Annotated in this window: 12 protein-coding genes and 1 tRNA gene; 8 read left to right on the forward strand and 5 right to left on the reverse strand. The window is 68.0% G+C overall.

Annotation, left to right across the window (positions count from 1 at the left end; all coding sequences use genetic code 11):
• Positions 1-93 precede the first annotated feature (93 nt).
• Positions 94-3,234 carry a calcium-binding protein gene (locus E6G92_00280; protein TMJ18333.1) on the forward strand — a complete coding sequence of 1,047 codons (3,141 nt, stop codon included), beginning with the start codon at positions 94-96 and terminating at the stop codon, positions 3,232-3,234.
• 134 nt (positions 3,235-3,368) lie between these two features.
• Here the strand turns inward: E6G92_00280 and E6G92_00285 are convergent.
• Positions 3,369-3,444 (reverse strand) — tRNA-Ala (locus tag E6G92_00285).
• A 97-nt stretch (positions 3,445-3,541) separates the two neighbouring features.
• Positions 3,542-3,796, reverse strand: coding sequence for a hypothetical protein (locus E6G92_00290; GenBank protein ID TMJ18334.1), 255 nt, complete (start codon positions 3,794-3,796; stop codon positions 3,542-3,544).
• Between the two features lie 135 nt (positions 3,797-3,931).
• On the opposite strand from E6G92_00290, the gene E6G92_00295 reads away from it, so the two are divergent.
• Positions 3,932-4,183, forward strand: a complete 252-nt coding sequence (locus E6G92_00295) for a hypothetical protein (protein TMJ18335.1) — start codon at positions 3,932-3,934, stop codon at positions 4,181-4,183.
• A gap of 6 nt (positions 4,184-4,189) precedes the next feature.
• Here E6G92_00295 and E6G92_00300 read toward each other — a convergent pair whose 3' ends face one another.
• Complete coding sequence (locus tag E6G92_00300; GenBank protein ID TMJ18336.1) at positions 4,190-4,687, reverse strand: DUF4255 domain-containing protein; 498 nt, start codon at positions 4,685-4,687, stop codon at positions 4,190-4,192.
• 36 nt (positions 4,688-4,723) lie between these two features.
• Between E6G92_00300 and E6G92_00305 the strand changes: the two genes are divergently transcribed.
• Entirely contained in the window at positions 4,724-5,290 is a 567-nt protein-coding gene (locus E6G92_00305) for a hypothetical protein (protein TMJ18337.1), read from the forward strand.
• Between the two features lie 74 nt (positions 5,291-5,364).
• On the forward strand, positions 5,365-7,320 hold the full coding sequence (locus E6G92_00310) for an ATP-dependent metallopeptidase FtsH/Yme1/Tma family protein (protein TMJ18338.1): 1,956 nt from the start codon (positions 5,365-5,367) through the stop codon (positions 7,318-7,320).
• Here E6G92_00310 and E6G92_00315 read toward each other — a convergent pair.
• The gene (locus E6G92_00315; GenBank protein ID TMJ18339.1) at positions 7,317-8,423 is read right to left on the reverse strand and encodes a DUF3667 domain-containing protein; all 1,107 of its coding nucleotides are present in this window, start codon (positions 8,421-8,423) and stop codon (positions 7,317-7,319) included. The two genes, E6G92_00310 and E6G92_00315, sit on opposite strands and share 4 nt — an antisense overlap.
• A gap of 71 nt (positions 8,424-8,494) precedes the next feature.
• On the opposite strand from E6G92_00315, the gene E6G92_00320 reads away from it, so the two are divergent.
• From E6G92_00320 to E6G92_00335, 4 genes are read left to right on the forward strand one after another with little or no spacing between them, the layout of a single operon-like run.
• Positions 8,495-9,136 (forward strand): nicotinate-nucleotide adenylyltransferase, encoded by a 642-nt coding sequence (locus E6G92_00320; GenBank protein TMJ18340.1) that lies wholly within the window; start codon positions 8,495-8,497, stop codon positions 9,134-9,136.
• A gap of 9 nt (positions 9,137-9,145) precedes the next feature.
• Positions 9,146-9,553, forward strand: a complete 408-nt coding sequence (rsfS, locus tag E6G92_00325; protein ID TMJ18341.1) for a ribosome silencing factor — start codon at positions 9,146-9,148, stop codon at positions 9,551-9,553.
• Positions 9,554-9,979, forward strand: a complete 426-nt coding sequence (locus tag E6G92_00330) for a 23S rRNA (pseudouridine(1915)-N(3))-methyltransferase RlmH (protein TMJ18342.1) — start codon at positions 9,554-9,556, stop codon at positions 9,977-9,979.
• Positions 9,980-9,981: 2 nt separating this feature from the next.
• Complete coding sequence (locus E6G92_00335) at positions 9,982-11,139, forward strand: metalloendopeptidase (GenBank protein ID TMJ18343.1); 1,158 nt, start codon at positions 9,982-9,984, stop codon at positions 11,137-11,139.
• Here the strand turns inward: E6G92_00335 and E6G92_00340 are convergent.
• Positions 11,136-11,939, reverse strand: a complete 804-nt coding sequence (locus E6G92_00340) for a MipA/OmpV family protein (GenBank protein TMJ18344.1) — start codon at positions 11,937-11,939, stop codon at positions 11,136-11,138. The genes E6G92_00335 and E6G92_00340 overlap by 4 nt on opposite strands.
• Positions 11,940-11,984 lie beyond the last annotated feature (45 nt).

The following is an 11,984-nucleotide window of genomic DNA, read 5'->3' on the forward strand; positions in this document are numbered from 1 at the left end:
CCCGCTCGGCGAGACTCGACCGCTTCCCGGACCCGATTGCGAAACAGGCACCGGTGAGCGTGCGCGCACCTTCTCGCGCCGGAGGGACGATCGATGCCGGTTCAGACGGTCACTGCACTATTCGAAAATTCGGGCGATACCGACTGGTTCCGGGTCCACCTCGTCGCCGGCCAATCCTACCAGATGAACATTTCGAGTTCCTATCAGGGCGTCATGATGAAGGTCATGCAGCCTGACGGACAGGAAATGCATTTCCCCATCGCATTTGGGAACCTCGCCGATTTCGTCGCCCCGGTGACCGGCGACTTTTTCGTTGCCGGTCACCGGGTCGGGGGCAGTCTCGACCCGGTCCTCTACAGCATCACCGTCGAGGATTACGCCGACGCGTTCCCGGCTTGGACCGGGACTTCGGCCGCCCTTGCGGTCGGGGAAACCCGGACCGTGGTCAGCAATTTTTCCTTCCCGTCCTTCAACAACGACTGGTTCGCGATCGACCTCGTCGCCGGCCAATCCTATGTGCTCTCCACCGAGAGCATCGCCGGCAAGGTCTACGTCGCCGATGCCGGCGGCGCGGTCGTCGCCATCGAGGGCTTCGGGAGCGGGGGTCAGCAGGCGCATTTCACCGCCACCGAGACCGGCCGCTATTATGCCGGCGCGCAGCATAGCAGCGGCTCCACCTACAAGCTCACGCTGCTGGCGGTCGCCGACGATCATGGTGACACGCCCGCGGGCGCCGGCAGCCTCGCGGTCGGCGCCGCGGTCAACGGGCGGTGGGAAAGCGGCGGCGACGACGACGCCTACGCGATTACGCTCGCTGCCGGCGCCAGTTACAACTTCTCTGTCAGCAGTGTCGGGGCGGTCAGTTTCTCCGATTATATCCGGATCCTCGACGAAGCCGGCAATCAGGTCTGGACCAGCTACGGTCAGCCGTCGGCCGCGGCGACGATCTTCTCGCCCGCCAGCGACGGCACTTATTATGTGATCGCCGGCCTCAACTCGATCGCCACCCACCCGGATAATCCCAATACCTACCTTGCCGGCTGGGATTATACGCTGAACGCCGTGACGGTCGCTGGCGACCTCACCGACAATCCGCTCACCACGGGCGCGCTGACGGTCGGCGCGGCGCCGACGGCGGGCATCTGGGAGACCCAGGGCGACCGCGACTGGCTGGAGGTCGAGCTCGTCGCCGGACAGACCTACCTGTTCGATCTGTCGACCCCGAACTGGGACGGCGTCGGCCTCACGCTGTTCGACGACCAGGGCAACGAGCTAAACGTCGTCAACGGCTTCTCGCCCTCGCCGAGCGGGACTCGACTCGCCCATACGGCCCTCGCGACGGGCAGCTATTTCATCTCCGCGCTGGTCGGAAAGCAGGCGGGAAGCTACACGATCTCCGTCGCCCCCGTCGCCGACGATTTCGCCAACAACACCGCCACGACGGGCCATCTGGTTGCCAACGGCGCGGCCGCCTCCGGAGTGTCGGAAAACGTCGCCGACACGGACTGGTTCTCCATCGAGCTCACAGCCGGGCTGACCTACAAATTGGTCCAGGGGGCCGCCAATGTCGGGCTTGCGGTGCGCGACGCGGAGGGGAAGCTGGTTAGCGAGCCCTATGCGTACGACATCAGCTTCACGCCTTCGTCTTCCGGCACCTATTTCGTCGAGGCCGGCGGGGCCAACGGCGCCTATACGTTCACCGTCCAGACCGTTTCCGACGACTATCTCGAGAGCGCCGGGACGACGGGCGTGATCCGCACCCAGATCGGCGGCACCGGCGGGGCCGACACTTTCGTCAGCACCGAAGCCTACGAATATTTCGTCGGCGGCGGCGGCGACGACCTCTTTGTCGCTTCGACCGGCTACGACCTGTTCGAGGGCGGCGCCGGCAGCGACACGGTGAGCTATGCGGGCCTCGCCCAGGCGATCACCGTCGACCTGCGGTTCGGCCGCAGCGAGATCGACGGCGCCTTCCGCGACATGGTGCGGGTCGAGAACGTCGTCGGCACCGCGTTCGACGACGTCATCATCGGCTCCAGCGTGGCCAACTTCATCGACGGCGGAAGCGGCGCGGACCGGATGCAGGGCTTCGGCGGCAACGACATCTACATCGTCGACAATGGCGGCGATGTGGTCGTCGAAGCGGCCGGCGGCGGTCGCGACGTGGTCTATGCCCGCGCGAGCTACACGCTGAACGCCGGCGCCGAGATCGAGGTGCTGTCGGTGATCTCGCAGGGCGCCGGCACGGTAATCGATCTCACCGGCAACGAGCTCGGCCAGGAGCTTTACGGCAACACCGAGTCCAACTTCCTCGATGGCGGCGGCGGAGCGGACTACATGGCCGGCTTCGGCGGCAGCGACATCTATGTCGTCGACCAGGGTGGCGACGTGATCGCCGAGAGCGCGGGCGGCGGGCGCGACGTGGTCTATGCCCGGGCCAGCTACACGCTCAATGCCGGGGCCGAAGTCGAGGTGCTGTCGGTGATCTCGCAGGGCGGCGGGACGATCATCGATCTCACCGGCAACGAGCTCGGCCAGGAGCTTTACGGCAACACCGAATCCAACTTCCTCGATGGCGGCGGCGGGGCCGATTATCTGCAAGGCTTCGGCGGCAACGACAATTATGTCGTCGAGACTCAGGGCGACGTGGTGATCGAGGGCGCCGGCGAGGGGAACCACGACGTGGTCTACGCCCGTTCGAGCTACGCGCTCGGCGCCGGCCAGCAGATCGAGGTGCTCTCGGCCCAGTCGCAGGGCGCGACGGCCGCGCTCGACCTCACCGGCAACGAATTCGGCAACGAGCTCTACGGCAATGAAGGCGCCAACGTGCTGAACGGCGGGGCGGGGAGCGACTATCTGTTCGGCTATGGCGGGGCGGATACGCTGGACGGCGGGGCGGGCGCCGACTTTCTCGTCGGCTATGCCGGCGCGGACAGCTTCGCCTTCACCAGCGCGCTGGGGAATGGAAATCTGGACAACATCGCCGACTTCGAAATGGGCGTGGACAAGATCGTGCTTGACCATGCGGTCTTCGCCGGGCTCGCCCTGGGCACGCTCAGCGCCGGCGCGTTCGTCACCGGCAACCCGCAGGACGCCGACGACCGCATCATTTTCAACCAGGGCAGCGGCATTCTCCTCTACGACGCCGACGGCAACGGCGCCGGCGCGGCGGTGGCGTTCGCCTCCGTGCTGCAAAACACTCAGCTCACCGCCAACGACTTCATCGTGATCTGATGCGGCGACGGGGACCGGCTCGCGCCCGTCCCCGTCGGCCGTTCATTGCCCACCTTCGCCAAGGCTATGGCGGGCAGCCTTCGCCCTTCCGGACCAAAGCTGGCTTGCCAGCCATAGCCCGTCAGGGCGAAGGCTGGTGGAGCCGAGGGGGATCGAACCCCTGACCTCTGCAGTGCGATTGCAGCGCTCTCCCAGCTGAGCTACGGCCCCGTGCCTCTTGGGACCGCCGAGATAGCGACGGGATTGCGGCGATGCAACCGGCGATCGGGCGCTTTTCCCGGCTGCGGCGGGACGCCCGGGCTCGCTGCTAGCGCGGCGCTGCCCGGCGGTTCTGCGACTGCTCCGTGTCGGCCCGCATCTGGCGCTGATAATCCACCCATTGCTGCCGGGTCATGCAGATCCGGGCGGCATTCAGCCGCGAGCCGGATTCGTTCACCCGGCGGCAGATCATCTCGTTCGGATCCTGATTGCCGCTCGCCGCGGCGGAGCCGGCGGCCGGCGCCTGGGCGAAGGCGGCACCCGGCGGCAAGGCCAGCGCGGCAAAGAGAAAGAGCGTCTTCATGGCCTCAAGCCTCCTCGGGCGAGGCGCGATTATCTCCCCAAATGCGAACAAAGACAAGGTTTTCGCTCGCGGGAACCCGCCGGCGCGGACCATCGTTCTTGAGACTCGTTCACCTCGCCAAGACGGAGCAAGTTCATGTCCAGCATCCCCTCCAGCGCCATGCCCCACGCCGGCCCCAGCGCCGAAACCGAACAAGCCGAGGGCCCGACCCTCGTCCAGCGCGCCACCGATCTCGTCCGCGAAAATCCCAGAACGGCGATCGCCGCCGGCGCCGCCGTCGCCGCGGGCGTCGCCGCCGCCGCGGCGATCCCGCTGGTCCGCGGACGGCGGTCCTCCTCGGGCGGCGGAAGCGGCAAGAGCGGCGGCGGCAAGAAGAAGGGCGGCTGAGCCGCTTCAGGCGCCGATCGTCATTCCGCGCAGCCGGTAGATCGCGAAGGGCATGCCCTGCATCGGGCAGGCCTGGATGAATGCGGCCACCTGGTCGAGTGTGAGTTCGGCCTGATCGATCGCGACCGTGTCTCCGGCCGCAAAGCCGGCTTGGCCGGTCCCGGTCAGCCGCGGATTGGCGTGGAGCCATTCGATCGCGGCCGATAGAGCGCGCAGGCATTCCCCATAGTTCGACGTCCGCGTGCGGCGCGGCATCACCAGTAACTCGCCGTCGACGATCAACGATGGCGCGGGCAGGGGGGCGCCACGGCGCGGCGGCAGGGTGCGCGCCGCCTGGGCGGGTGCGAACGTGAGCAAGCTCAGCGTGATCCGCTCCTCCGCGCCCTCGTCATTGCCCATTGCCCCCGGCGCGGCCCAGCGCCCATGGCTGCCCGCAAATCGCAGCCGAAGCGCCTCGTCAAGCCGGTCGGCGAGCAGGCTCACCCAGTCCTCGAGCCCCGCCATATGCGCTCCCCTGATAGAATTTGCAGGGTGCCCGGCATGGCCGTCTTACGCAAGCCGCTCCACCGGGACGGTTGCCGGGCTCCATCGGCGGCCACCGGCCTGCACGCCCGTCGAGCCCGGTTCCGGCTTGGTCGATTAGAAGCTTGTGAACAAAATCAGAACTTTTTGCTTTCCTACAGCCCCGTCCATGCGATAAATGATTCGCTCCGACTGCGGACATGGAGCGTCGCCAATGTCTTCCCGCGCCTGTTCGAGACTTTCGCGAACCCCGGTTACACGCCGCCCGCCTTCCGGAATTCGCCCGAAAGCGCGCCAGGTCGTGAACTTCGTTGCCGCATGGCGCGCGCCCGCGCCGCACCCTTCGCGCAAAGCTCGGTTTTCTTCCTCATGGCCAGTGCGAACATTCGGACCATTCGCGGCCGCGCGCGGGGCGCCGGAAAGCGGATCGCGGACCACCTCTTGGCAATCCTCAACTTCCTCAATTTATTTTGCGGATGGTCACGTTTTTTCTTCCCCATGGAAGCGGAAACTTCAGAAACTTCCGAGCCCGCGGCTGCGGTGTCGATCGATGAACGGACGGGCGCACGCGCCCTTTCTGCGTAAGCGCTCGTTCACCGCGCCCGGCTACATTGCGCTTCGCGTCTGAAATCCTATTTTAGGCGCGGAAGGGAATATCGATGAGCGACGACAACCGCCCTGGCGGCGACAAGGAGCCTTCGGGCAACAACTGGATGAAGAGCCTGCTGATCTGGGCGGGGATCGTCCTGGCGCTGGTGCTGGTCGTCCAGGTCGTCGGTGGCGGCGCGAGCGCGACCGCGGGGGCGATGCCCTATTCCGATTTCCTCACCAAGGTCGACGAAGGGACGGTGCGAAGCGTTTCCATCGGCAAGGAGACGATCACCGGCCGGCTCAACGACAACACGACCTTCCGCACCAACATCGTCCCGGATCCGACGCTGACCCAGCGCCTCACCCAGAAGGGCGTGCGCTTCGACGGCCAGCCGGAGCCGACCACCAGCATCTGGATGTACGTCCTGATGCAGTCGCTTCCCTTCCTGCTCATCCTCGGAATCGCCTTCTTCGTGATGCGCCAGATGCAGAAGAACGCGGGCTCGGGCGCGATGGGCTTCGGCCGCTCCAAGGCCAAATTGCTGACCGAAAAGCACGGCCGGGTCACCTTCGACGACGTCGCCGGAATCGACGAGGCGCGCGAGGAGCTCCAGGAGATCGTCGAGTTCCTCAAGGATCCGACCAAATTCGCCCGCCTCGGCGGCAAGATTCCGAAGGGCGCTCTGCTGGTCGGCTCGCCCGGCACCGGCAAGACCCTGCTCGCCCGCGCCATCGCCGGCGAGGCGAACGTGCCCTTCTTCACCATCTCCGGCTCCGACTTCGTCGAGATGTTCGTCGGAGTCGGCGCGAGCCGGGTGCGCGACATGTTCGAGCAGGCCAAGAAGAACGCGCCCTGCATCGTCTTCATCGATGAGATCGACGCGGTCGGCCGCCATCGCGGCGCCGGCCTCGGCAACGGCAATGACGAGCGCGAGCAGACGCTGAACCAGCTGCTGGTGGAGATGGACGGCTTCGAGGCCAATGAGGGCATCATCATCATCGCCGCCACCAACCGCCCCGACGTGCTCGATCCGGCGCTGCTTCGGCCGGGCCGCTTCGACCGGCAGGTGGTGGTGCCGCGCCCCGACATCGACGGGCGCGAGAAGATCCTGCTCGTCCACATGAAGAAGGTGCCGCTCGCGCCCGACGTCAGCGCGCGCACCATCGCCCGCGGCACGCCCGGCTTCTCGGGCGCCGATCTCGCCAATTTGGTCAACGAGGCCGCCTTGCTCGCCGCGCGCATGGGCAAGCGCCTGGTGGCGATGAACGAGTTCGAGCTTGCCAAGGACAAGGTGATGATGGGCACCGAGCGCCGCTCGATGGTCATGACCGAGGACGAGAAGAAGATGACCGCCTATCACGAGGCGGGCCACGCGATCGTCGCCGTCCACGAGGCCGCGTCCGATCCGATCCACAAGGCGACGATCATCCCCCGCGGCCGGGCGCTCGGCATGGTGATGCGCCTGCCGGAGCGGGACAATTATTCCTATCACCGCGACAAGATGTACGCGAACCTCGCCGTCGCGATGGGCGGGCGAGTGGCCGAGGAGGTGATCTTCGGCTACGACAAGGTCTCCTCGGGGGCCTCCTCGGACATCCAGTATGCGACCGGCCTGGCGCGCGACATGGTCACCCGCTGGGGCATGTCCGACGAGATGGGGCCGCTCCAATATGCCGACGCCGACGAGGAGGTGTTCCTCGGCTATTCGGTCAACCGGCAGCGCAACATGTCGAACGAGACGGCCCAGGCGATCGACAAGGAGATCCGCCGGATCGTCGAGGAAGGCTATGCCCGCGCCAAGCATTTGCTGACCGAGCATGTCGACGAGCTCCACGCGCTCGCCAAGTCGCTGCTCGAGTTCGAGACGCTCTCGGGCGAGGAGATCAAGAAGGTGCTGGCCGGCGAGCCGATCGACCGCGGCGGCGATGCTTCGCAGCCTTCGCTCCCGACGGGCGGCGCCTCGATTCCGAAGACCCGCCGGCCCAAAAGCGGCATCGGCGGCCCGGCCCCCGCCGGAGCCTAGCCCAGAGCGCCGAGCGCGAGCAGCAGGACGAAGAAGATCATCGCCGCGAGGAAGGCGATGGCGAGCAATGCCGCCGTTCGCCACAGGGCGCTGAACCGGCCGAGCTGATAGGCGCCGCGCAGATCGCGGTAGATGTGGATCGGCGGCACGAAGGTGAAGGCCAGCCCTATCACCGCCTCGGGGACCCACAGCGCGCGAAGCAGGCTCAGCGTGACCAGGAACAGGCTCATGAACGCGATCGAATAGGTCACGAACACCACGTGATCGTAAGCGCGGTAGGCCCGGTAGCGCCGCCGGTGAAGGAACAGCAGCCACACGAAGGGCACCGAGATCGGGATCAGCGCCCAGGAGAATTTATAGGCGTTGGTCTCCAGCTTGTAGAGCAGCAGCGAGGGATTGTCCCGCGCCTTGCCGATCGCGTGATCGAGCCAAGCGAAGCCGGTGTCGATCTCCGCGTCGCTGAGATCGATCGTCCGGCTGGTGCGCTCCGGAGCCGCCGAGGGCACGAGCACGAAGGATTCGGCCGCTCCAATCGCCTGCCGCTGCTGGCGCAGCACTCGCAGCTGGGCGTCGATCGCCACGGTCGATTGGTGGCGGGCCGCGAGGGTCTCGCGCCGCTGCTGAAGGCTCGCGATGCTCTGGTCCAGCTGCCGTGTCTCGCGGGCGATTTCCGCCGCGGCCTCGGGGCTCGCCTCGGGCCGGGAGGGCGCTCCGAACGGCCCGCCGAGAACCGAGAAGACCGCGAACATCAGAAAGACCGAGAACAGGAACAGGGCGATCGGCGAGACGAAGCGGGCGCGCTCGCCGTGAATGTAGCGGCGGGTGAGCTCGCCGGGGCGCCAGGCGAGCAGGGGCAGGGTGCGCCAGATCTTGCCTTCGAAATGGAGCACGCCGTGAAGCAAATCGTGGAAGAAGGCGCCGAGCGTACGGTGGACGTGGCCCTGTTGCCCGCACCGATGGCAATAAGGTCCGGCAAGCTCGGCGCCGCAATTCAGGCAGTTCCCACCCTCGTCGTGCGTCGCCTCTCCCGCCTGCGGCTCGACCGCGCGGGCGATGACTCCGCCGGTAATCGCCTCGCCGACCCCTTCGATGCCCGAGACCATGCGCCCCCCTTCTCCAGCTCATCATGGCGCAAGCGTGGCCCAGCGTCGAGATACCGTGCTAACGCGTGCCCATGATCCTCACCGGCCTTCTCGGCGGCTCCTTCAACCCCGCGCATGGCGGGCACCGTCACATCAGCCTCGGCGCGATCGAAGCGCTGGGGCTGGACGAGGTGTGGTGGCTGGTCTCGCCCGGCAACCCACTGAAGCCAAAAGCGGGCATGGCGCCCTTGCCGGCGCGGCTGTCGTCGGCGCGGCGGCAAGCGCGCGGCGCGCCGATCCGGGTCACCGCGATCGAGCGCGAGCTGGGCACCGTCTACACGGCGGACACGCTGGCGGCGCTGGTCCGCCGCTACCCCGGGCGGCGCTTCGTCTGGCTGATGGGCGCCGACAATCTCGCCCAGTTCCACCTCTGGCGCGACTGGCGGAAAATCGCCTCGCTCGTGCCGATTGCGGTTGCGGGCCGTCCGGGCTATGATGCGACCGCCCTAAAGGCACCGGCCTGGGGCTGGTTGCGGCGCTTCGTCCGGCCCGCCGCCATGGCGCGGAACTGGACGACGTGGAGACCGCCGGCGCTCGTGCTGCTTGATCTGCCGCCCGATCCGACATCCGCTACCGCCATCCGCGCCGCCGATCCCGATTGGCACGAAACCGCAAGGAAATCGTTTCACCCCAGGCCCATGCGCGACGGCGTAACGCGCAGGCCGATTACGTAAGGAGGTATTTTGCCCCAAACAGCCCCCGCTCCGGTCAGCGACGGAGCCAATGAACGGTCCGAGGCGCTTCATGACCTCGTTCTTCGTTCGCTCGACGACGACAAGGCCGTGGAAGTCGTCTCCATTCCCTTGAACGGCAAATCGAACATCGCCGATTACATGGTCATCGCCAGCGGGCGCTCGACCCGACAGGTGGCGTCGATGGCGCAGAAGCTCTCCGAGCGGATCAAGCGCGAGCTCGGCCGAAGCGTGCGCGTGGAGGGCCTGCCGGTCGCCGACTGGGTGCTGATCGACGCCGACGACGTAATCGTCCACCTGTTCCGGCCCGAGGTCAGGAGCTTCTACAATCTCGAGCGGATGTGGGCGTTCGAGGAGCGCGCCCCGGAAGAACGGGCGGCGGCGACCGCCGGCAGCTGATTGCTGCTCCACCTGATCGCCCGGGGGAAGATCGGCCGCGGGGCGGAGGCCGAGCTGGTCGAGCGCTATCTGGGGCGCATCACTTGGCCGGTGAAGGTCACCGAGCTGCCCGAAAGCGGCGGCAAGGCGCCGCCCCCGCCCGGACCGGGCACGGTCACCATCCTGCTCGATGAAAAAGGCGAGGCTCTCGGATCGACCGACTTCGCCCGCAGGCTGGAGCGCTGGCGCGACGAGGGGCGGCGCGAGGCCCGCTTCCTGATCGGCGGCGCAGACGGCTTCGGCGAGGCGGAGCGGGCCGAAGCGGATCTATTGCTGTCGTTCGGCAAGGCGACCTGGCCGCACCTCCTCGCCCGGGCGATGCTCGCCGAGCAATTGTTCCGGGCGACGAGCATCCTTGCCAACCATCCCTATCATCGCGAAGGTTAGGCATGCGCGCGCATGTATCCCTGGCCGTCATCGCAGTGCTCGTGGCGGCGGCCGGCGCCGCGCGGGGCCAGGGCGAGGCGGATCGCAAGGCGCTCGAGCAGGCCCGGCAGGAGGCCGCCGAAGCCACGCAGCGTTTCCAGGCGCTCGATGCGCAGGCGCGGCGCGCGACCAGCGAGGCCGAGCGCGCCCGGGCCGCCGGCGAAGCGCTCGCCGCGCGGATCGAGGCGGCCGAGGCCGATCTCACCGCCGCCGAGCGCCGAATCGCCCTGATCGACGCGCAGCAGGCGGTGCAGCGCGCCCGGCTCGCGGAGCGGCAGGGGCCGATCGTAAGGTTGACCGCCGCGCTGCAGACGATGACGCGCCGCCCCGCCGCGCTCGCTCTGGTCCAGCCCGGCTCGATCCGCGACGCGGTCCATGTCCGCTCGCTGCTCGGGGCCGCCCTGCCGGAAATCCGGCGCCGAACCGCCGCCCTGCGCAGCGAGGTCCACGACAGCGCGCTTCTGCGCCGCCGTTCGGAGCTGGCCCGAAGCGAGCTCGACGCCAGCCGGGCCGCGCTCGGGCAGAGGCGGGCGGCGCTGGCCGCCTTCGAATCCGCCGAGCGGGTCCGCTCGCGCCGGCTCAGCGGCTTGGCGCTGAGCCAGGAGGACCGTGCGCTCGTCTACGGCGAGGAGGCGCAGGCGCTGCAGCACAGCATCGGCTCGGGCGAGCGCGAGGCGGCGCTCGCGGCGAGCCTGGGCGCCCTGCGCGGTCCGATCGCCCGCCCCGGGCCGCCGGAGGCGGGGGCCGAGGCGGAGCGGCTGCCTTATTCGCTGCCTGTCGAGGGGCGGGTGGTCACGGGGGTGGGAGAGATTTCCGACGGCGGAGTCCATTCCCGCGGCGTCACATTGCAGACTCGGGCGGAGGCGGAGGTGATCGCCCCGGCGGCCGGGCGCATCGTCTATGCCGCGCCTTTCCGGCGCTACGGCAAGGTCGTCATCATCGATCATGGCCGCGGCTGGATGACCGTGCTCACCGATCTCGGCAGTACCGGCGTTCGCAGGGGCCAGGTCGTCGCTCGCGGCGCCCCGATCGGCCGCGCCGGGCCGGGAACCCCGCGGGTCACGGTCGAGCTGCGCCATGACGGGCGCCCGATCCCCTTCGCGCAGATGATCGGCGGCTAGCGGATGGTGAATTCGAAGAAGAGACCCGCGCCGCCTGAGAATTGGTCGCGCGAGCCCAGGTTGCGCACGATCGGCGAATCGGCGGCGTCGCCGACCAGCCGGTCGTAACCGAGATAGCCCTGCATGCCCCAATTGCGACCGAGCTTGTAGGTGAGCCCCGCCGCGGCGCCGACGGAGTAGAAGCCGCTGCTCGGATTGTAGGCGGGCAGGCCCGAGGCGACCGCCACCGCGGGAGTCACGCCGAAATAGGCGTCGTGATAATTGTCGTCCGCCCACCGCGCCCGCGGGCCGATCGAAAAGACATAGGTATCCCGGTCGCGCACGACGAAATCGGCGCTGAGGTCGCTCACCAAACCTTCGTGGCCGCCGATACCTTTGCGAACCTCGGCCCTGAGGCGGAAATTCTGCGTCGGGAACAGCTCGACGAAGCCGCCGGCTTCGACGGTGAAGCCGACATTGCCCACCGGCGCGCCGACATCGTCTTCCTCGCGCTCGGCCACGAACTCGACGGAGGGGCCGAAGTTGAACGCGTTGTCGCGCGAAAGCAGGGTGATGCCCAGGCCGTCGCCCGGCGCCGAGAAGTTCAGCGGCGATCCTTCGCGGCGAAAGCTGCCGATGAAATAGGGGAAGATGCCGTAATCGTCGGCGCCGACGAACTTGGGATAGGCCTGCGCGCCGACGCCGGCCATGACCGTCGTGCCGCGGCCGCTATCCTGCGCGGCGGCGGGAGCGGGGAGGAGGGAGAGAGCAGCCGCGCCGAGCAGCGCGGCCCCGCGGAAAGGGATGAGTGCAGCGTTCATGACCGGAGAACCCCCTGCTGTCGATTTCGTTGCGCCTCCAGCACA

The organism is Alphaproteobacteria bacterium (assembly GCA_005883305.1).
GTDB lineage: Bacteria > Pseudomonadota > Alphaproteobacteria > Sphingomonadales > Sphingomonadaceae > Allosphingosinicella.

Bases quoted from the DNA above. Each gene is read 5' to 3' on its own strand.
- E6G92_00290 (TMJ18334.1), bottom strand. From the start codon at position 3,796: ATGAAGACGCTCTTTCTCTTTGCCGCGCTGGCCTTGCCGCCGGGTGCC.
- E6G92_00320 (TMJ18340.1), top strand. From the start codon at position 8,495: ATGATCCTCACCGGCCTTCTCGGCGGCTCCTTCAACCCCGCGCATGGC.
- E6G92_00305 (TMJ18337.1), top strand. From the start codon at position 4,724: ATGGCCGTCTTACGCAAGCCGCTCCACCGGGACGGTTGCCGGGCTCCA.
- E6G92_00280 (TMJ18333.1), top strand. From the start codon at position 94: ATGCCGGTTCAGACGGTCACTGCACTATTCGAAAATTCGGGCGATACC.
- E6G92_00335 (TMJ18343.1), top strand. From the start codon at position 9,982: ATGCGCGCGCATGTATCCCTGGCCGTCATCGCAGTGCTCGTGGCGGCG.
- E6G92_00315 (TMJ18339.1), bottom strand. From the start codon at position 8,423: ATGGTCTCGGGCATCGAAGGGGTCGGCGAGGCGATTACCGGCGGAGTC.
- E6G92_00340 (TMJ18344.1), bottom strand. From the start codon at position 11,939: ATGAACGCTGCACTCATCCCTTTCCGCGGGGCCGCGCTGCTCGGCGCG.
- E6G92_00295 (TMJ18335.1), top strand. From the start codon at position 3,932: ATGTCCAGCATCCCCTCCAGCGCCATGCCCCACGCCGGCCCCAGCGCC.
- E6G92_00300 (TMJ18336.1), bottom strand. From the start codon at position 4,687: ATGGCGGGGCTCGAGGACTGGGTGAGCCTGCTCGCCGACCGGCTTGAC.
- E6G92_00310 (TMJ18338.1), top strand. From the start codon at position 5,365: ATGAGCGACGACAACCGCCCTGGCGGCGACAAGGAGCCTTCGGGCAAC.